17 protein-coding genes and 1 other RNA gene are annotated in these 18,525 nt (G+C 56.5%); 13 read left to right on the forward strand and 5 right to left on the reverse strand.

The features are described from left to right. Positions 1–151: 151 nt before the first annotated feature. Positions 152–1,369 (forward strand): flagellin lysine-N-methylase, encoded by a 1,218-nt coding sequence (fliB, locus tag ACG0Z5_RS12185; RefSeq protein ID WP_394447669.1) that lies wholly within the window; start codon positions 152–154, stop codon positions 1,367–1,369. A 38-nt stretch (positions 1,370–1,407) separates the two neighbouring features. Here fliB and ACG0Z5_RS12190 read toward each other — a convergent pair whose 3' ends face one another. After that, entirely contained in the window at positions 1,408–2,460 is a 1,053-nt protein-coding gene (locus ACG0Z5_RS12190) for a PLP-dependent cysteine synthase family protein (RefSeq protein ID WP_394447671.1), read from the reverse strand. Positions 2,461–2,572: 112 nt separating this feature from the next. On the opposite strand from ACG0Z5_RS12190, the gene ACG0Z5_RS12195 reads away from it, so the two are divergent. The 5 genes from ACG0Z5_RS12195 to amtB all read left to right on the forward strand — a co-directional run bounded on the left by ACG0Z5_RS12195 (position 2,573) and on the right by amtB (position 8,507). After that, on the forward strand, positions 2,573–3,031 hold the full coding sequence (locus tag ACG0Z5_RS12195) for an Lrp/AsnC family transcriptional regulator (RefSeq protein WP_394447673.1): 459 nt from the start codon (positions 2,573–2,575) through the stop codon (positions 3,029–3,031). An 18-nt stretch (positions 3,032–3,049) separates the two neighbouring features. Continuing rightward, positions 3,050–4,825: a SmdA family multidrug ABC transporter permease/ATP-binding protein gene (locus tag ACG0Z5_RS12200; RefSeq protein WP_394447675.1), complete on the forward strand. Its 1,776-nt coding sequence runs from the start codon at positions 3,050–3,052 to the stop codon at positions 4,823–4,825. After that, positions 4,818–6,596 carry a SmdB family multidrug efflux ABC transporter permease/ATP-binding protein gene (locus ACG0Z5_RS12205; RefSeq protein WP_394447677.1) on the forward strand — a complete coding sequence of 593 codons (1,779 nt, stop codon included), beginning with the start codon at positions 4,818–4,820 and terminating at the stop codon, positions 6,594–6,596. Before ACG0Z5_RS12200 ends, ACG0Z5_RS12205 begins: the two co-directional genes overlap by 8 nt. A 254-nt stretch (positions 6,597–6,850) precedes the next feature. Continuing rightward, entirely contained in the window at positions 6,851–7,189 is a 339-nt protein-coding gene (gene glnK, locus ACG0Z5_RS12210) for a P-II family nitrogen regulator (RefSeq protein WP_002891893.1), read from the forward strand. A 31-nt stretch (positions 7,190–7,220) separates the two neighbouring features. Beyond that, complete coding sequence (amtB, locus tag ACG0Z5_RS12215; RefSeq protein WP_394447683.1) at positions 7,221–8,507, forward strand: ammonium transporter AmtB; 1,287 nt, start codon at positions 7,221–7,223, stop codon at positions 8,505–8,507. A gap of 96 nt (positions 8,508–8,603) precedes the next feature. Here the strand turns inward: amtB and tesB are convergent, their stop codons facing one another. Then, complete coding sequence (gene tesB / locus ACG0Z5_RS12220) at positions 8,604–9,464, reverse strand: acyl-CoA thioesterase II (RefSeq protein WP_394447685.1); 861 nt, start codon at positions 9,462–9,464, stop codon at positions 8,604–8,606. 219 nt (positions 9,465–9,683) lie between these two features. On the opposite strand from tesB, the gene ACG0Z5_RS12225 reads away from it, so the two are divergent. Then, the gene (locus tag ACG0Z5_RS12225) at positions 9,684–10,253 is read left to right on the forward strand and encodes a YbaY family lipoprotein (RefSeq protein WP_394447687.1); all 570 of its coding nucleotides are present in this window, start codon (positions 9,684–9,686) and stop codon (positions 10,251–10,253) included. Between the two features lie 34 nt (positions 10,254–10,287). Here ACG0Z5_RS12225 and ACG0Z5_RS12230 read toward each other — a convergent pair whose 3' ends face one another. Together ACG0Z5_RS12230 and ACG0Z5_RS12235 are read right to left on the reverse strand one after the other, a co-directional pair. After that, entirely contained in the window at positions 10,288–10,599 is a 312-nt protein-coding gene (locus ACG0Z5_RS12230) for an MGMT family protein (protein ID WP_394447689.1), read from the reverse strand. 62 nt (positions 10,600–10,661) lie between these two features. Then, on the reverse strand, positions 10,662–11,069 hold the full coding sequence (locus tag ACG0Z5_RS12235) for a dTDP-glucose pyrophosphorylase (protein WP_394447691.1): 408 nt from the start codon (positions 11,067–11,069) through the stop codon (positions 10,662–10,664). A gap of 235 nt (positions 11,070–11,304) precedes the next feature. On the opposite strand from ACG0Z5_RS12235, the gene ffs reads away from it, so the two are divergent. From ffs to ACG0Z5_RS12255, 4 genes are all read left to right on the forward strand, one after another. Continuing rightward, positions 11,305–11,401: signal recognition particle sRNA small type (ffs, locus tag ACG0Z5_RS12240), an RNA gene on the forward strand. A 316-nt stretch (positions 11,402–11,717) separates the two neighbouring features. After that, the gene (locus tag ACG0Z5_RS12245) at positions 11,718–12,341 is read left to right on the forward strand and encodes a helix-turn-helix domain-containing protein (RefSeq protein ID WP_394447693.1); all 624 of its coding nucleotides are present in this window, start codon (positions 11,718–11,720) and stop codon (positions 12,339–12,341) included. Between the two features lie 261 nt (positions 12,342–12,602). Beyond that, complete coding sequence (locus ACG0Z5_RS12250) at positions 12,603–12,851, forward strand: hypothetical protein (protein WP_394447695.1); 249 nt, start codon at positions 12,603–12,605, stop codon at positions 12,849–12,851. Further along, complete coding sequence (locus ACG0Z5_RS12255) at positions 12,848–13,063, forward strand: hypothetical protein (protein WP_319626727.1); 216 nt, start codon at positions 12,848–12,850, stop codon at positions 13,061–13,063. Before ACG0Z5_RS12250 ends, ACG0Z5_RS12255 begins: the two co-directional genes overlap by 4 nt. A 97-nt stretch (positions 13,064–13,160) precedes the next feature. On the opposite strand, the gene ACG0Z5_RS12260 is transcribed toward ACG0Z5_RS12255, so the two are convergent. Next, complete coding sequence (locus tag ACG0Z5_RS12260) at positions 13,161–14,588, reverse strand: PLP-dependent aminotransferase family protein (RefSeq protein WP_394447697.1); 1,428 nt, start codon at positions 14,586–14,588, stop codon at positions 13,161–13,163. A gap of 87 nt (positions 14,589–14,675) precedes the next feature. Here ACG0Z5_RS12260 and ACG0Z5_RS12265 point away from each other — a divergent pair, with 87 nt between their 5' ends. Together ACG0Z5_RS12265 and ACG0Z5_RS12270 are read left to right on the forward strand one after the other, a co-directional pair. After that, positions 14,676–15,290, forward strand: a complete 615-nt coding sequence (locus ACG0Z5_RS12265) for a YczE/YyaS/YitT family protein (protein WP_394447699.1) — start codon at positions 14,676–14,678, stop codon at positions 15,288–15,290. 122 nt (positions 15,291–15,412) lie between these two features. Then, positions 15,413–18,496 (forward strand): beta-galactosidase, encoded by a 3,084-nt coding sequence (locus ACG0Z5_RS12270; protein ID WP_394447701.1) that lies wholly within the window; start codon positions 15,413–15,415, stop codon positions 18,494–18,496. Positions 18,497–18,525: the final 29 nt, after the last annotated feature.

The following is an 18,525-nucleotide window of genomic DNA, read 5'->3' on the forward strand; positions in this document are numbered from 1 at the left end:
TTCCGGCGAGCCAGGCATCCTGTGATGTCTGGCTTTTTTCTTTTCTACCGCGGCTGACGTACTGAATTACTCCCGGAAACGCGCGCTGATGGCGTTATCAGCATCCTGAATACGCATGCTATTTTTCGCTTTTTGAATGTGAAGAAAGATTATGCAAATTCATAAAGTCATTAAACCTGCTTTCGTCGAAAGGTTTAAGTGTGTAGGCGCGGAATGCCTGATCTCCTGCTGTCAGGGCTGGAACATTTTTATTGAGAAGAAAACCCACCATCGCTACCTGAACGCCGACAATACCCAGATTTCATCCATCGCCAAAGCGCATCTCCGGCCAACCCGCAAGGGTAAGAATCACTATTCCGTGATTACGTTTGATACACAGGGTCAGTGCCCGTTTATTGATGAGAACAAGCTGTGTAGCGTCCAACGCGAACTCGGGGAGCAAGCGCTGTCGCCCACCTGCGCAATCTACCCGCGAATTACCCGCCGTTATGCCGATGAGACACGCCATTCGATGACCCTGTCCTGTCCGGAAGTGGCAAGGCTGGTGCTGTTTGACGCTGACAGCATGATGCAGCATGAGAGTGAACAGCTGTTGGCGAACGCCAAAACCAATCTGATTGGTCAACGTCAGCCGGTAAGTCAGGTCAGCCAGGTTATCCATCTGTTTGCGTGGAACCTGATTCAGGCCCAAACGCACAATATCGAAGAAAACCTGATGGCGCTGGCGCACTTTATACTCTACCTGCAGCGCATCGAGTTTAATCTGCATCAGCGCTTTGATGAGGCACAAGCGTATTACCATCTGCTATTGACTGACTTGCAGACCGGGGAGAGCCTGTTAACCGCCCAGCCGTCTGCTCAGTCACTGGCGCTGAAAGTGCGTGCTCTGGCGGTATTGGGCTCGTTGGTGGCCAATGATGCCTCCCGCGATGGCTATGTCACCCAGGGGCATCGGCAGGTAGCGGAATTCCTTAACGTGGCAGAACTGCAGGACGGGGCGGCGCTGGGCGAGAAATTCGCCACCATCGATGCGCAATGGCTGACGCTACGCCAGACTTCCTGCCTGGCGGCCCCGCACGTGCTGCGCAACTATCTGCTCTACAAGATTTATCACAGCCACTTCCCGGGAACCGATGTCACCACCGTCATGCGCCAGTTTTATCGTATGGTGCTGGACTATTTTTACATCAAGCATCTGCTCAGCGTGAAGTCGCTGACGGAGGAGGTGGATCAACCGTTGGTACTGAAGACTCTGGCAAGCCTGGCCGAGAAAACGTTGCACTCATCGACGCTCGACCAGCGAATGAACAAGGCGATCGACATGATCAACGCCGGGGACGATCTCTCCTGCCTGTTGCTGATCGGCTAGCCATCGCCCGGCGAGCTTATGCCGCCGGGCAAAAAACATTACTGCCCGAGGAGTTCAGCCAGCGCCGACTGCCACGGTGCCAGTTCACCGATATTGGCCGCGACCCACTGCGGGTTGTAGTAGGTTTCCAGATAGCGTTCGCCGCTGTCGCACAGCAGTGTCACAATCGAGCCGGTCTGGCCAGCGTTGCTCATCTGCGCGGCCAGTTGCAACGCTCCCCACATATTGGTGCCCGTTGAAGCCCCCACTTTACGGCCGAGCTGAGTTTCCAGCCAGTGTGCAGTGGCGACGCTCGCGGCATCCGGAACGCGCAGCATGTTGTCGACCACGTCAGGAATAAACGACGGCTCGACGCGCGGGCGACCGATCCCTTCAATTTTGCTACCCACCGGGCTGCGCAACGTGCTGTCGCGCTGCTGCCAGAAGTCCAGAAACACCGAGTTCTGCGGATCAACCACCGTTAACTGCGTGTCATACCCCTGACAGCGAATGTAGCGCCCGATGGTGGCAGAGGTGCCGCCAGTGCCCGCGCTCATCACGATATGCGCCGGAACCGGGTTTGGCTCGTGCTGCATCTGGCGGAAAATGCTGTCGGCGATATTGTTATTGCCGCGCCAGTCGGTGGCGCGTTCGGCGAAGGTGAACTGATCCATATAATGGCCGTTCAGTTCGCGGGCCAGCATTTCAGAGGCCTCATAAATTTCGCAGGCGCTTTCCACGAAGTGACAGCGACCGCCGTAAAATTCAATCTGCTCAATTTTGCGTTTCGCGGTGCAGGAAGGCATTACCGCGATAAACGGCAGGCCGAGCAGGCGGGCAAAATAGGCTTCTGATACAGCCGTCGATCCCGACGAGGATTCAATGATCGTGGTGCCTTCTTTGATCCAGCCGTTGCATAAGCCGTACAAAAACAGCGAGCGCGCCAGGCGGTGCTTGAGGCTTCCGGTCGGGTGTGTACTTTCATCTTTCAGATACAGCTGAATGCCGGGGAAGGCTGGCAGCATCAGACGAATCAGGTGCGTGTCGGCCGAACGCTGATAATCGGCATTAATTTCACTGATCGCGTGTTTTACCCATGCGCTATTCATCATTACTTTCCGTTTGTCATTTTGTGCCTAGCTTAGCGGAAAGCACGGAAAAAATTGTTGCTATTTGACCTTTGCAATACACTTACGGGAGAAAAAATTTCTCTGTGAGTGGCGAATGATAGATAAAATTGACCGTAAGCTGCTGGCGTTGCTGCAGGAGGATTGCACCCTCTCTTTGCAGACGCTGGCTGATGCCGTTAATCTGACCACCACACCCTGCTGGAAGCGCCTGAAACGCCTTGAAGACGACGGCATTTTACGCGCCAGGGTGGCGCTGCTGGATGCGGAAAAACTCGGCCTCGGGCTGACAGCATTTGTGCTGATCAAAACCCAGCATCACAGCAGCGAATGGTACAGCCGCTTTGTGTCTCAGGTGACGCAAATGCCTGAAGTGCTGGGCTTCTGGCGCATGGCAGGCGAGTACGACTATCTGCTGCGGGTTCAGGTAGCGGATATGAAACGCTACGACGACTTTTACAAACGACTGGTCAACAGCGTACCGGGCTTATCTGACGTGACGTCGAGTTTTGCGATGGAACAGATTAAGTACACCACCGCGCTGCCGGTCGAATAACTCTCTGGGTATTTCTGCGTGCGATTATTTGCTCAACTCAGCTGGTACTTCCGCCGGGAATGGCGTCGCTATTTCGGCGCGGTCCTGCTGCTTATCATTATTGCCATTCTGCAGCTGATCCCGCCGAAAGTGGTGGGCTACGTGGTGGACGGCGTGACGCAACAGCATTACACCACTACGCGAATTATGATGTGGGTAGCGACGCTGGTGCTGATTGCGGTGGTGGTCTATCTGCTGCGCTACGTCTGGCGCGTGCTGCTGTTCGGTGCGTCCTATCAACTCGCGGTTGAACTACGCGAAGATTATTATCGCCAGCTCAGCCGTCAGCATCCTGAATTCTATTTGCGTCACCGCACCGGGGATTTGATTGCCCGTGCTACCAACGACGTCGACCGGGTGGTGTTTGCCGCCGGGGAAGGCGTACTGACGCTGGTGGATTCGCTGGTGATGGGCTGTGCGGTGCTGATTGTGATGTCGACTCAGATTAGCTGGGAGCTGACGCTGCTGGCGTTGGTGCCGATGCCGATTATGGCGATTGCGATTAAACGTAACGGCGACACTCTGCATGAGCGCTTCAAGCTGGCGCAGGCGGCGTTCTCTGGCCTGAACGATCGCACCCAGGAAAGCCTGACCAGTATCCGGATGATCAAAGCCTTCGGCCTTGAGGACCGGCAGTCGGCGCAGTTCGCCGCCGAAGCGGCGGACACCGGTGCGAAAAACATGCGTGTGGCACGAGTGGATGCGCGTTTTGACCCTACCATTTATATCGCCATCGGCATGGCTAACCTGCTGGCGATTGGCGGCGGGAGCTGGATGGTGGTTCACGGCAGCTTGACCCTCGGTCAGCTCACCAGTTTCATGATGTATCTCGGGCTGATGATTTGGCCAATGCTGGCGCTGGCGTGGATGTTCAATATCGTCGAGCGTGGCAGCGCGGCCTACAGCCGTATCCGCGCCATGCTGTCTGAAGCGCCGGTGGTCAACGACGGTACGCAGATGCTGGCTCCTGAGCGCGGCAGTCTGGCGGTAAATATCCGTGAATTTAATTATCCGCAAACTGAAAAGCCGACGCTCTCCAACGTGCACTTCAGCCTCGCGCCGGGACAGATGCTGGGCATTTGTGGCCCAACCGGGGCCGGGAAAACCACAGTTTTGTCGCTCATTCAGCGTCATTTCGACGTCACGCAGGGCGATATTCGTTTTCAGGATATCCCGCTGACCGCGCTCCAGCTCGACGACTGGCGCAGCCGCCTGTCGGTGGTCAATCAAACGCCTTTCCTGTTCTCTGATACCGTGGCGAGCAACATTGCGCTCGGCAAACCGGGGGCGACGCAGGAAGAGATAGAACATGTCGCCAGGCTTGCCAGCGTACATGAAGACATTCTGCGCCTGCCGCAGGGCTATGACACGGAAGTGGGTGAGCGCGGGGTGATGCTCTCCGGCGGGCAGAAGCAGCGGCTTTCAATCGCCCGCGCACTGCTGCTGGATGCTGAAATCCTGATCCTCGACGATGCGTTGTCCGCGGTGGATGGACGCACCGAACACCAAATTCTGCATAACCTGCGCCAGTGGGGCGAAGGGCGTACGGTTATCATCAGTGCGCACCGCCTGTCGGCCCTGACCGAAGCCAGTGAGATTATCGTCATGCAGCACGGACACATCGCCCAGCGCGGGGAACATGAACAGCTGGCGACACAGCCGGGCTGGTATCGTGACATGTATCGCTATCAGCAGTTGGAGGCGGCGCTTGATGACGTGCCCGAATCGCCGCGTGAGGAGGGAGTCGATGCGTAATTTTGGACAGCTGTGGCCGACGCTCAAACGCCTGCTGGCCTACGGTTTGCCGTGGCGCAAGCCGCTGACGATCGGCATGTTGATCATGTGGGTGGCCGCGGCGGCGGAAGTTACCGGCCCACTGCTGATCAGCTATTTCATCGACAACATGGTGGCGAAAAGCTATCTCCCTTGGGGCATTGTTGTCGGTCTGGCGGCGGCCTATGTCGGACTACAGCTGCTGGCGGCGTCGCTGCATTATGTGCAGTCGCTGTTGTTCAACCGGGCGGCGGTCGGGGTGGTGCAACAGCTGCGCACCGATGTGATGGATGCCGCGCTGCGCCAGCCGCTCAGCGAGTTTGACGTTCAGCCGGTGGGGCAGTTAATTTCTCGCGTCACCAACGATACCGAGGTTATTCGTGACCTGTACGTGACCGTGGTTTCCACGGTGCTGCGCAGCGCGGCATTGATCAGCGCCATGCTGGTAGCGATGTTCAGTCTCGACTGGCGGATGGCGCTGGTGGCGATTGCCATCTTCCCTGCGGTGACCGTGGTGATGGTTATCTATCAGCGTTACAGCACGCCGATTGTACGCCGGGTGCGCGCTTATCTGGCAGACATCAACGACGGCTTCAACGAAGTGATCAACGGGATGAGCGTAATCCAGCAGTTCCGCCAGCAGGCCCGTTTCGGCGAAAGAATGGGGGAGGCAAGCCGCTCGCATTATATGGCGCGGATGCAGACCCTGCGCCTTGACGGTTTCCTGTTGCGCCCACTGCTGAGCCTGTTTTCCTCCCTGATCCTCTGCGGCCTGCTGATGCTGTTCGGCCTGAGCACCACCGGCACGATTGAAGTCGGGGTGCTGTATGCCTTTATCAGCTATCTCGGGCGTCTGAACGAACCGTTAATTGAACTCACCACCCAGCAGTCGATGCTGCAACAGGCGGTGGTGGCGGGCGAGCGCGTGTTCGAGTTAATGGACAAGCCGCGCCAGACTTACGGCGACGACCAACGACCACTGCAAAGCGGCGCCATTGACGTGGATAATGTTTCATTCGCTTACCGGGGCGATCGGCTGGTGCTGGAAGATATACAGCTCAGCGTACCGTCGCGTAACTTTGTCGCGCTGGTCGGGCATACCGGCAGTGGCAAAAGCACGCTCGCCAGCCTACTGATGGGCTACTACCCGCTGAGCCAGGGTGAAATTCGCCTTGATGGCCGACCGCTTTCCTCGCTCAGCCACAGTGTGCTGCGCCAGGGCGTGGCAATGGTCCAACAGGACCCGGTGGTGTTGGCCGAATCGTTCTTTGCCAACGTCACGCTGGGGCGCGATATCAGCGAAGAACAGGTCTGGCAGGCGCTGGAAACCGTACAGCTCGCAGACCTGGCGCGCGGCATGGCTGAAGGAATTTACACCCGGCTTGGTGAGCAGGGCAATAACCTTTCTGTTGGGCAGAAACAGCTCCTGGCGCTGGCGCGCGTGCTGGTCGATACCCCGCAAATTTTGATCCTCGATGAAGCTACCGCCAATATCGATTCCGGCACCGAGCAGGCGATTCAGCAGGCGCTGGCGCTGGTACGCCAGCGCACTACGCTGGTGGTCATTGCTCACCGCCTCTCGACCATTGTCGATGCAGATACCATCCTGGTGCTGCATCGGGGTCAGGCGGTGGAACGCGGCACTCATCAGCAACTACTTGAAGCGCAAGGCCGTTACTGGCAGATGTATCAGCTGCAGCTGGCCGGGGAAGAACTGGCGGCAAGCATCGAAGAAGAATCGCTTAGCGCCTGATGCACCATCAGTAAGCAATTTATTGACACCCGCGTCTGCTGGTGCAAAAACAAAACGCACCTTGCACTGCTTTGGTGCGTTTTTATTTTGCAACTCCTCTCTGATTTTCCTTCCTTCGCATGACGGGGCTCTGTGCCCCACAGAAAAAGCCAGAACGCTCTGAATGACGCCAGTTTTTAATATCTGGCACGCCGATTGCTTTATCTCCTGTGTGTTAGCTGCCGCCATTACCGAATTCTGACTGGAGGGGATCTATGAAGCTGGTTACCGTGGTGATTAAGCCATTCAAACTCGAAGACGTTCGCGAAGCGTTGTCTTCCATTGGTATTCAGGGGCTGACCGTTACCGAAGTGAAAGGCTTCGGGCGTCAGAAAGGCCATGCCGAGCTGTACCGCGGTGCAGAATATAGCGTTAACTTTTTACCGAAGGTGAAAATTGATGTGGCGATCGCCGACGATCAGTTGGATGAAGTGATCGACGTGATCAGTAAAGCGGCGTACACCGGCAAAATTGGCGACGGCAAAATCTTCGTCGCCGAGCTGCAACGCGTCATTCGTATTCGTACCGGCGAAGCCGACGAAGCGGCTCTGTAACTCCTGGCACACAGTGATAGGGATCGAAAAAATGAACAAAATACTGCTGAAAATTGCCCCTGGTGTTCTGGCCCTGCTGCCGGGACTGGCCCTGGCGGCGCCCGCGGTGGCCGATAAAGCCGACAACGCCTTTATGATGATCAGCACCGCGCTGGTGCTGTTTATGAGTATCCCCGGCATCGCGCTGTTTTACGGCGGCCTGATCCGGGGCAAAAACGTGCTGTCGATGCTGACGCAGGTTACCGTCACCTTCGCACTGGTGTGCGTGCTGTGGGTGGTTTACGGCTACACCCTGGCGTTCGGCACCGGCGGGAGTTTCTTCGGCAGCTTCGACTGGGTGCTGTTGAAAGGCATCGAACTGAAAGCGCTGATGGGCACCTTCTATCAGTACATTCACGTGGCCTTCCAGGGCTCGTTCGCCTGTATCACCGTGGGCCTGATTGTCGGCTCGCTGGCGGAACGTATTCGCTTCTCCGCCGTACTGATTTTCGTGGTGGTGTGGATGACCTTCTCCTACGTGCCGATCGCGCACATGGTATGGGGTGGCGGTTTACTGGCCTCGCATGGCGCGCTGGACTTCGCGGGCGGGACGGTGGTTCACATCAATGCCGCCGTCGCAGGCTTGGTGGGTGCATACCTGATTGGCAAACGCGTGGGCTTTGGCAAAGAAGCGTTCAAACCGCATAACCTGCCGATGGTCTTCACCGGCACCGCTATCCTGTACGTCGGCTGGTTCGGCTTCAACGCCGGTTCAGCAAGTTCTGCCAACGAAATCGCTGCGCTGGCGTTCGTTAATACCGTGGTGGCGACCGCTGCCGCCATCCTGGCCTGGGTCTTCGGCGAGTGGGCGGTACGGGGTAAACCTTCTCTGCTGGGTGCTTGTTCCGGTGCGATTGCGGGTCTGGTTGCGGTCACTCCGGCCTGTGGTTACATCGGCGTGGGCGGTTCCCTGATCGTCGGTATCGCTGCGGGTCTGGCGGGGCTGTGGGGCGTCACTGCCCTGAAACGCTGGCTGCGCGTGGATGATCCTTGCGATGTGTTCGGCGTACACGGCGTGTGCGGGATTGTCGGCTGCATCCTGACTGGGATCTTCGCCTCCACTTCACTGGGTGGGGTCGGTTATGCCGAAGGCGTGACCATGAGCCATCAGGTTCTGGTGCAGCTGGAAAGTATCGGTCTGACGATTGTCTGGTCCGGCGTGGTGGCCTTCATCGGCTACAAACTGGCTGACCTGACCGTAGGTCTGCGTGTTCCGGAAGAGCAGGAACGCGAAGGTCTGGACGTCAACAGCCACGGCGAGAACGCGTACAACGCGTGATAATAAGCAAACGGCAACCTCTGGTTGCCGTTTTAGTGTTTGCACCCTCTCCCGGTGGGAGAGGGCTTGGGGTGAGGGCATCAGGCCTTACCAATCTTAGTTGCGATTACGCATCACTCCTTCCTGCACCGTCGAAGCTACCAAAACGCCATCCTGACTGTAAAACTCACCGCGTACAAAGCCGCGAGCGCTAGACGCCGAGGTGCTCTCCACGCTGTACAGCAGCCACTCATTCATATTGAACGGGCGATGGAACCACATCGAATGATCGATGGTCGCTACCTGCATCCCTTTTTCAAGGAACCCAACGCCGTGCGGCTGAAGCGCCACCGGCAGGAAGTTAAAGTCCGAGGCGTAGCCCAGCAGATACTGATGCACGCGGAAATCATCGGCCACCGTGCCATTGGCGCGGATCCAGACCTGGCGCTTCGGTTCAGCCACATGGCCTTTCAGCGGGTTATGGAATTCCACCGGACGGATCTCCAGCGGCTTGTCACAGAGAAACTTCTCTTTTGCCTGCGGGGGCAGCAGATGCGCCAACTGGCGGGCGATCTCGGTTTCCGACGGCAGACCGTCCGGGGCAGGGGCGACCGGCATCGGCTTCTGATGTTCATAACCCGATTCGGGGGCCTGGAATGAGGCGGTCATATAAAAAATTGGCTTACCGTTCTGAATGGCCGCCACCCGACGGGCGCTGAAACTGTTGCCGTCGCGCAGCACTTCCACGTCGTAGACAATCGGTTTCTGGCTGTCGCCAGGGCGCAGGAAGTAGCTGTGGAAGGAGTGAACCAGTCTGTCGGCCGGGACGGTTTCTTTGGCGGCATACAGCGCCTGACCCACCACCTGACCGCCAAATACCTGGCGTAAGCCCAGATCCTCACTCTGGCCGCGGAATAATCCCTCTTCAATTTTTTCCAGATTTAACAGGGTTAGCAGATTAGAGAGAGCCTGACTCATAAATGTCCTCAAAAGTAAAAAAGACCGCAGCGTGGCGCGGGAATAGTCACAGTATAACGCAGAATGCGAAGTGGTCCGATGGGTGCAATTATCTGAATAACAGCCCGATTACAGGCAAATATCTGAGATCTGTGCCACACTTACCACGACACAAATGTTTCAACTACTCACTCTTGCGAGATAAAATCCCGTGAGTGCATGGATGATAAGGAGAACATAATGAAAGTCGTGCACATGTTAAGTGGTTTAGCGGTTGCGGTTGCACTGTCTGCCTGCGCTGATAGAAGTGCAGATATTAAGACACCGGCGCCAAGCCCGAACCCCTCTGAGGCTACACAGCCGGTAATTCAGCAACCTAACGTTTCCGGTACGGCGTGGATCCGCCAGAAAGTGGCTCTTCCACCAGATGCCGTTCTGACGGTCACGCTGTCTGATGCCTCACTGGCGGATGCTCCGTCTAAGGTCATCTCGCAGAAAGTGACGCGTACCGAAGGTAAACAGGCCCCGTTCAGCTTCGTCCTGCCGTATAACCCGGCGGATATCCAGCCTAATGCGCGGATCCTGCTGAGTGCGGCAGTAACCATCAACGATAAACTGGTGTTTATCACCGATACGGTTCAGCCCGTTATCAACAACGGCGGAACCAAAGCCGACCTGACGCTGGTTCCGGTGCAGCAAACTGCGATGCCGATGGCGACAGGGGGTGGTGCGGCAACGACGGTGCCATCAACGTCTCCGACTCAGGTGAGTCCGTCTTCTGCGGCCCCTGCGCCGACACAAATCCCATAACGTCGACGTTCCCTCCTCCGCTCGGGGGAGGGGATCAGTAATTCCAGCGATAGCGCTGCATATCGATTTTCCCACTCCCCGACACTTGCACACCCTCTGACAGCAAGGCCTGGCGCTGACGCTGAAGATCCGGTCCGGTGAGTGAGATATTCCCATGACGATTCACCACCCGATGCCAGGGCAACGTTGAGCCTTCTGGTAAACGTCTCAGTACGCCCCCAACCTGACGGGCTGCTCGGGGTGAACCGGCTAGCCTCGCGACGTCGCCATAGGTCGTCACTGTCCCTTCCGGGATGGCGGCCACAATTTGCCATACCCGGTGTGGGAATGAATCAACAGGTTCCATAATGCTTTCCAACGGGGAAAAACACAGGATAAGCGACGATTTACGCGATGTGAAGGCCGGCGTTAGTCCGGCTGCTGGAAGGTAAATTCCAGTGCCAGGCCAATCACCTGCGAGGTGCTTGGGGCAAATTCGTCGGGTTTTACCACCTGGTTTTCGAGGAATTTCAGTTTTCTTGAGGCTGTATTGATGATCAGCTTCCCGCGCAGTTCCGGCAGGATCATCGTACTGATGGGATAGGTCACGCGACCAGACGCCGCGACGGGGATCCTGCGTAGCGGAACGTGTCCGACCACGCCAAGGGAGGCGAACAGCACCGCCACGGGGGTCACAAACAGCAGTGCATTGGGATTGATGCTGACAAAATCGAGAATAACATTAGGACGCAGATAGTTCAGGCCCTGATGGGGCAGAGTCACTTCAGCAATAGCGGGCATTGGCAGAGTAAGTGTCAAAGGCAGTGATTTGATCATTGTCGACCCCTGAAGGTGAAGAAAACGGTTGTCCGTGGGTATCAAAACAGTCTGGACGCTGCGGCACAATTTGCTGCGAGCAAGTTCTCAATAATAGAAATCAGCTGCGACGATGGGCGGAGTAAAACCCCGGTCGAACAATAAACCAGCATCCGGACAGCCTTGGGTTGCAATTGGCGGGCAGCACAGGGATAATGCGCCTGCGCGTTAGAAATAACGCTCTCAATGGGGGCTCTGTTGGTTCTCCCGCAACGCTACTCTGTTCACCAGGTCAGATCCGGAAGGAAGCAGCCAGGGCAGACGACGTGTGTGCCGGGATGTAGCTGGCAGGGCCCCCACCCAATTCTGGGCTCCACTCCGATTCAATCTATCTTCTCTGCTGTCTCTTCCCAACTCAGTTTTTTGCACCCTGGGACCAAGCCCCTATTTCACTGCTATCGCGAATTCAGTCTATGAGTCATGCGCATTATTGCTCGGACGTTTCTTGTTTATTGCGCAGAAATAGAGCGTCTTTATTTAAAAATAAACTTATGCTTATTTCTTTAGTTACATTAATTAGCCAGAGATGTAATACCATTCTGTTCGATTTATAATTCACTGGTATTTTTTATTTTGGCAGTTCTATTTTAATGTTAAAGAGGATTTTGCATGGTGATTTATCCGCCAAAACGTCCCGATAAAGCTATTAACACCTTAATCAATGCCTTGCAGCCTTTAGGCGATCGAATACAGGTTATTGCGCGGAAAAGAATTGGCTGGGGAACGCGCGAGAAGCCTTATATCTATCTGGTGGTTGAGGGTGAAGTTTCAGTATTAAGACTCTCTGATGGATTGCTTCTCGGCTCAACGTGCGAGCCGCATGTACTTGGTTTTACGGAAATGTTTTGGCCTATCCGCAGTAACCAAATACGAGCAGAAACAGAATCTACGCTGATTCGAGTAGACGCTAAGCAGGCCGTTTCCGAGATTGAACGATTAAACTTATGGCGTGCAATGGCAGAGTTATCGATTTATCACACCACCTATATGGTGTATCGCGATTTACAGATTGTTAATCAACGCACCCCGCCGGTTGTCTATCAGTATCTGCAAGAGATGGATCAATTACCGGAAGAACAAAAGCATCGGGTCAATATTCTCAGCTATATTCAGGAACGTACCGGGTTGTCACGAAGTAGTATTCTTAATGTTGTTTCATGGTTAAAAAAGCATAAGTATATTGACTACCATCGGGGAGGGTATCAATTACGAATTAATAACCTGCCGGACTAACGTTTGTCATCTATTGCGCAACGCACAGGACTGTATTGCGCAATAATGTTCCCATGACCTGTTTCAGCTAATACGACTCTGCGCCAGAAAAATAAACGCTTGTCATATGACTGACATATTACTGTCACGTAATCGTCATATATTGGGCCGACAATCACTGCGGGTAATGTATTAATACAGGCAGAAGAAAAATATATCTGTGGATCGGCCTGTCATCTTCGTGTATTAATTATGTTAATTAAATGAACGGGAAGTGTGACGATGAGCACGGTAGTTCTGAATGTTAAAATTGACGAAACGCTAAAAGAACAATTACGGCATTATGCAGAAGTGCATAACGAGACACTAAGCGCAGCAACGCAACGGCTGCTGCAGCTGGCATTTGAAGTCGCATCCGAGGCGGGAGTATCCGAAGGCGAGGTAGACAGTCAGCATACCGAAGAAGAATCTTCTCCTCTTACTCCTAAAGAAATCAAATCATTACGCAAACTTCTGAAGAAGAGAAAATGAAACAGCAACTCTCAACGGCAACTAACTATGGCGAAGCCTGTGAAATGCTTCGCTCCGGCTACGTGAAGCATGTCCGTCTGAACTGGAATGTTGGCAGTGATGAGTTCTTTCGCATCGCGTCAGACTGGTGCGACACTGGCGCTAAAATTAAGAAAGACGGCGACAGCTTTATTATTTCGGTGAAAGGTTTCCCCATCCCACGTCAGCATTAATATATCGGTCTTACTTCAAACTGACACAATCATTTCAGACGGTCAGGGACGATGTATTAGATGAGCCGTTACACGCTATCGGTTCATCGCTATTTTATTAGATTATTTTTCTTGTACGTAAATTATTCTGCTGACCGTTCAGAGAATTCCAGATCGGTTGCAGGTTTTTGAACGCTATCCGCAGGGCTTCATCCTCCAGGGTAAACGGCAACCGCATCCAGCGATCGAACGCCCCGGCAAGGCCAAAACGCGTCCCTGTGCCCAAATGAATCCCCACGCTTTCTGCTCGTGCGGCAAACAGCGTCGCCAGCATGCCCGGCAATTCTACCCAAAACGACAGGCCGCCTTCCGGCTGAGCGTATCGCCATTGCGGGAAATACTCGTGCATCAGTGCGCTGCACATGTCCCTTCGTGCGGCCAGCATCTGACGCCGTTGTGGCAGAAAACTGTCCCCGTTTTCCAGTAACCAGACGGTGGCGAGCTGTTCCAGCCACGGTGAGCCGAGGTCCAGCGTGTCGCGGGCCTGCACCAGTGAGGCCAGCGTACGTGATGATGCGCGGATCCACCCCAGACGCAGACCGCCCCAAAAACTTTTTCCGGTCGAACCAAGCGTTATCACTGGCGCATCGGCATTGAATGCGGCTAACGGTGGGGGCGGCGGGGCGTTGTACCAGAGGTCGACCATCGTTTCGTCAATCACCAGCGTGGTGCGCGTGCGGGCCGACAGGTCGGCAATCTGCTGACGCGTCGCGGCATCCATACAGCGCCCGGTCGGGTTATGAAAATCAGGCATCAGATAGGCCAGACGCGGGGCGGTTTGTGCAAAGGTTGCCGCCAGGCCTGCCACATCCCAGCCTTCGGCGGGCAATGTCACGCCCACCGGACGGCAGGAGGCGCCCTGAATCGCGGCAATCGCCAGCGGATAAGTGGGACTTTCCACCACCACGCGGTCGCCGGGGCCAGCCAGCAGACGCAGGATAAGTGCCAGGCCGCTTACCGCCCCATTGACCACCATGATTTCGTCGGCGCGGGTCGGTAAACCGCGTGCACAATAGCGTTGGGCTATCGCTTCGCGCAGCACCGGGAGGCCTTGCTGATCGTAGCCTGAACTGGAGAAGTGCTGCGGCATCGCAGCCAGCGCATGGCTGTAGGCCTGATGGATTTCCGGCCCGGCGTTTAGCGCGGCAGTGGAAAGGTCCAGCGACTGCCCGGCAGTCATCCGCGTCGGCACCTGCTGATGCTGCGCCGGTAAAATCACCCACGAACCGCTGCCGTGGCGGCTCTGCACATAACCTTCATCCCGCAACTGGGCGAGGGCGCTGGCCACCGTGGTCCGGCTGATGTTCAGCGCGGTAGCCAGTTCGCGTTCGCCGGGCAGACGACTGTCGAGCGCCAGACGACCATCAAGGATTAACAGCCGCAGCGCTTCGGCGAGCTGACGCCAAAGTGGGGTGCGGGAGGGGCTTTCCTGCCAGTGACCGAGCAGGCTCACCAGCGATTGACTACCGGAACGACGCAGAGACATAGCAGTCCACTTTTGTAAAACTGGTCATTAATAATAAGTCCATTTTTAACGATGATGCGGTTTTCAGCAACCACTGATGAGGTTTTTATGCTGTGCCGTTTATTGCAACTGTACGTTGGGCTCTGCTTGTACGGGATTTCCACCGGGATGTTTATCCGCGCCAATCTTGGGGCCGATCCCTGGGACGTTTTTCATCTCGGCGTCGGGAACGTTTTCTCGCTTGATATCGGCACGGTAATGATCATCACCGGCGCGCTGGTGTTGCTGCTGTGGATCCCGATCCGTCAACGCCCGGGTCTGGGCACCATCAGTAACGTTATCGTGCTGGGACTGGCTGCTAACGCTACGATGGCGGTGCTCTCGACGCCGGATGCGCTTTGGCTGAAAGCCGGGCTGATGATGATGGCGGTAGTGCTGAATGCGCTGGCGACCGGGATGTACATCGGCGCGGGCTTTGGTCCCGGGCCACGTGATGGCCTGATGACCGGGATCCACGCCCGCACCGGCTGGTCATTACGGCTGATTCGCACCAGCATTGAACTGACGGTACTGATTATCGGCTATCTGCTCGGCGGCAGCGTGGGGATCGGCACCCTGGTCTACGCCCTGGCGATTGGCCCGCTGATCCAGCTCTGTCTGCCGTGGTTCCGGGTGCAACCCGCCTCACGCCCGGTGGTGCAAAAAGCAAAAGTATTAAGTTAGTTTTGCGAGCGTTCACGGAGAAAAGAGAGCCGCTTCGCTTCCTGACCGCGGAGTGCTTTACCGCGCAAAGTGAACCGTGCATTCTCTTGAAAAAAATGAACGCTTCGCAAAGAGGTTTCCCGATGGTATCTGCCCCTTCCACTCTGGCCTTGCAACTGGCTCGTCGCGACTGGGAAAACCCCGGCGTGACACAGTGGCATCGCTTGCCTGCCCATGCCCCGATGTCTAGCTGGCGTACTGAAAACGAGGCGCAGCGTGATGTGCCCTCGCCAGCCCGGCAACTGCTCAACGGCGAATGGCGGTTCAATTTCTTTAGCGCTCCCGAGGCGGTGCCTGAGGAATGGCTGACTGGCTTTCTGGTTGATTCTGTCGCCATGCCGGTGCCGTCTAACTGGCAGATGCAGGGCTTTGATACCCCGATTTATACCAACGTCACCTATCCCATTCCGGTCACGCCCCCGCAGGTGCCCGCTGAAAACCCAACCGGCTGCTATTCCCGCGAGCTTGAGGTGCCAGAGAGTTGGCTGGCGCAGGGACAGACACGCATCATCTTTGACGGCGTGAATTCGGCGTTTCATCTGTGGTGCAATGGGCAGTGGGTCGGCTATTCCCAGGACAGCCGTTTGCCCGCTGAATTCGATCTCAGCCCGATGCTGGTGCCCGGACGCAACCGGCTGGCGGTGCTGGTGCTGCGCTGGTGCGACGGCAGCTATCTGGAAGATCAGGATATGTGGCGCATGAGCGGGATCTTCCGCGATGTGTCGCTGCTGCATAAGCCCGCGACGCGAATCGCTGATTATTACCTGACGACCGATCTGAATGAAGATTTCAGTCGCGGCGTGCTGAACCTGAACGTTACCCTGGAAGGTGACGCCTTTGCCGACACCCAGGTGGAGGCCGCGCTGTGGCGCGATGGCGTGGAAATCGGCCGTCAGCGGCAAACGCCGGGCAGTGAGATTGTCGATGAGCGCGGGCATTGGGCCGAGCGCCTGAGCCTGAAAATCCCGGTTGATGACCCGTTGCTGTGGAGTGCCGAACTTCCGCACCTGTATCGTCTGACTGTCTCTCTGCTCGATGCCGACGGCGCGCTGCTCGAAACGGAAGCCTGCGATGTGGGCTTCCGCCGGGTGGCAATCGTTAATGGCCTGCTGACGCTCAATGGTCAGCCGTTGCTGGTTCGCGGCGTCAACCGCCATGAGCACCACCCGCAGACCGGACAAGCGGTGGACGAAGCCACGATGCGCGAAGACATTCTGCTGATGAAGCAGAATAACTTTAACGCCGTGCGCTGTTCGCATTACCCCAACCATCCGCTGTGGTACCGATTGTGCGACCGCTACGGCTTATATGTGGTGGACGAAGCCAATATCGAAACCCACGGCATGGTGCCGATGAGCCGTCTGGCCGACTGCCCTCGCTGGCTTCCGGCGATGAGCGAGCGCGTCACGAGGATGGTCGCCCGCGATCGCAATCATCCTTCAATCATTATTTGGTCGCTGGGCAATGAGTCCGGCCACGGGGCCAACCACGATGCGCTGTATCGCTGGCTGAAAACCACCGACCCGACACGGCCGGTGCAGTACGAAGGCGGCGGGGCCAACACCGCGGCCACCGACATTGTCTGTCCGATGTATGCCAGGGTTGACCAGGATCAGCCGTTCCCGGCGGTGCCGAAATGGTCGCTGAAAAAGTGGATAGGTCTGCCGCAGGAGTCTCGGCCGTTGATCCTGTGTGAATATGCCCATGCGATGGGCAACAGCTTCGGCGGATTTGCCAAATACTGGCAGGCGTTCCGTGAATTTCCGCGTTTGCAGGGCGGATTTGTCTGGGACTGGGTCGATCAGGCGTTGTCTAAAACCGACGCTGACGGCAACACCTTTTGGGCCTACGGCGGTGATTTTGGCGACACGCCGAATGACCGCCAGTTCTGCATGAATGGCCTGATGTTCCCGGACCGCACCCCGCATCCGGCGCTGTTCGAAGCCAAACGCGCACAGCAATTTTTCCAGTTCCGATTGGATTCGGTCCAACCGCTGCGGGTGGAAATCAGCAGTGAATACCTGTTCCGGCACAGTGATAACGAGCATCTGCGCTGGTGGCTGGCGCACGACGGTGAAACGCTGGCCGAAGGTGAAGTCACGCTGGATCTGGCCCCACAGGGGAAAACGGTGGTTGAACTCAGCAATTTCACACCGGGCCTGGATACCGGAGACATCTGGCTGAACGTGGAAGTGTGGCAGCCAGAGGCGACGGCCTGGTCGGCGGCGAATCACCTTTGCGCCTGGGATCAGTGGCCGCTGCCAGGGCCGCTGGCGGTGCCTGCGTTACCTGCCGAGGGCGTTGCCCCGCAGTTAGTCCAGAACCCGGAGGCATTTATCGTCAGCCACGGCTCGCAGCGCTGGCAGTTTAATCGTGACAGCGGACACTTGAGCCAGTGGTGGCATGACGAGCAGCCCACATTGCTGTCACCGGTTCTCGACAATTTCACCCGCGCCCCGCTGGATAACGATATCGGCGTCAGCGAAGCCACCCGTATCGATCCGAATGCCTGGGTCGAGCGCTGGAAGGCGGCCGGTCTGTATGCCATGACCGCGAGAATGCTGCACTGCGAGGCGCGGGAACAGGCCGATGAGGTGGTGATCATCACCCGTCACGTTTGGGAATATCAGCAGAAGGCGCTGTTTATTTCCGACAAACGCTGGCGTATCGACGGTCACGGTGAACTGCATGCTGACATCTATGTTACCGTCGCGAATGATATCCCTGAGCCTGCGCGCATCGGCCTGAGCTGTCAGTTGGCAGAATCAGCATCGCAGGTCAGCTGGCTGGGATTGGGGCCACATGAAAACTATCCGGACAGGCAACTTTCAGCCCGTCATGGGCGCTGGAGTTTGCCGCTCGAGGCGCTGCATACGCCGTATATATTCCCGAGTGAAAACGGCCTGCGCTGCGACACGCGTGAACTGCGCTATGGAGCGCATCGCTGGCAGGGCTCGTTCCACTTTGGCCTGAGCCGCTACAGCCAGCAGCAGTTACACGAGGTGAGCCATCAACATTTGCTGCGCGAGGAGCCAGGCTGCTGGCTGAATCTGGATGCATTCCATATGGGCGTCGGTGGAGATGACTCGTGGAGTCCGAGCGTGTCGCCGGAATTCCTGTTGCCAACCCGGCGTGTGCGTTATGCGTTCAGCTGGCGTCGCGACTAAACTTATCAACGCCGGATGCGGTCAGAACC

Origin of the sequence: Scandinavium sp. M-37, from assembly GCF_043558715.1 — a bacterium.
GTDB lineage: Bacteria > Pseudomonadota > Gammaproteobacteria > Enterobacterales > Enterobacteriaceae > Scandinavium > Scandinavium vulneris_A.

Excerpts from the sequence above, each read along its gene's own strand:
- ACG0Z5_RS12225 (WP_394447687.1), top strand. The coding sequence starts at position 9,684 with ATGAAAGTCGTGCACATGTTAAGTGGTTTAGCGGTTGCGGTTGCACTG.
- ACG0Z5_RS12255 (WP_319626727.1), top strand. The coding sequence starts at position 12,848 with ATGAAACAGCAACTCTCAACGGCAACTAACTATGGCGAAGCCTGTGAA.
- ACG0Z5_RS12270 (WP_394447701.1), top strand. The coding sequence starts at position 15,413 with ATGGTATCTGCCCCTTCCACTCTGGCCTTGCAACTGGCTCGTCGCGAC.
- ACG0Z5_RS12190 (WP_394447671.1), bottom strand. The coding sequence starts at position 2,460 with ATGATGAATAGCGCATGGGTAAAACACGCGATCAGTGAAATTAATGCC.
- ACG0Z5_RS12195 (WP_394447673.1), top strand. The coding sequence starts at position 2,573 with ATGATAGATAAAATTGACCGTAAGCTGCTGGCGTTGCTGCAGGAGGAT.
- ACG0Z5_RS12205 (WP_394447677.1), top strand. The coding sequence starts at position 4,818 with ATGCGTAATTTTGGACAGCTGTGGCCGACGCTCAAACGCCTGCTGGCC.
- tesB (WP_394447685.1), bottom strand. The coding sequence starts at position 9,464 with ATGAGTCAGGCTCTCTCTAATCTGCTAACCCTGTTAAATCTGGAAAAA.
- ACG0Z5_RS12235 (WP_394447691.1), bottom strand. The coding sequence starts at position 11,069 with ATGATCAAATCACTGCCTTTGACACTTACTCTGCCAATGCCCGCTATT.
- glnK (WP_002891893.1), top strand. The coding sequence starts at position 6,851 with ATGAAGCTGGTTACCGTGGTGATTAAGCCATTCAAACTCGAAGACGTT.
- amtB (WP_394447683.1), top strand. The coding sequence starts at position 7,221 with ATGAACAAAATACTGCTGAAAATTGCCCCTGGTGTTCTGGCCCTGCTG.
- ACG0Z5_RS12265 (WP_394447699.1), top strand. The coding sequence starts at position 14,676 with ATGCTGTGCCGTTTATTGCAACTGTACGTTGGGCTCTGCTTGTACGGG.
- ACG0Z5_RS12260 (WP_394447697.1), bottom strand. The coding sequence starts at position 14,588 with ATGTCTCTGCGTCGTTCCGGTAGTCAATCGCTGGTGAGCCTGCTCGGT.
- ACG0Z5_RS12250 (WP_394447695.1), top strand. The coding sequence starts at position 12,603 with ATGAGCACGGTAGTTCTGAATGTTAAAATTGACGAAACGCTAAAAGAA.
- ACG0Z5_RS12230 (WP_394447689.1), bottom strand. The coding sequence starts at position 10,599 with ATGGAACCTGTTGATTCATTCCCACACCGGGTATGGCAAATTGTGGCC.
- fliB (WP_394447669.1), top strand. The coding sequence starts at position 152 with ATGCAAATTCATAAAGTCATTAAACCTGCTTTCGTCGAAAGGTTTAAG.
- ACG0Z5_RS12245 (WP_394447693.1), top strand. The coding sequence starts at position 11,718 with ATGGTGATTTATCCGCCAAAACGTCCCGATAAAGCTATTAACACCTTA.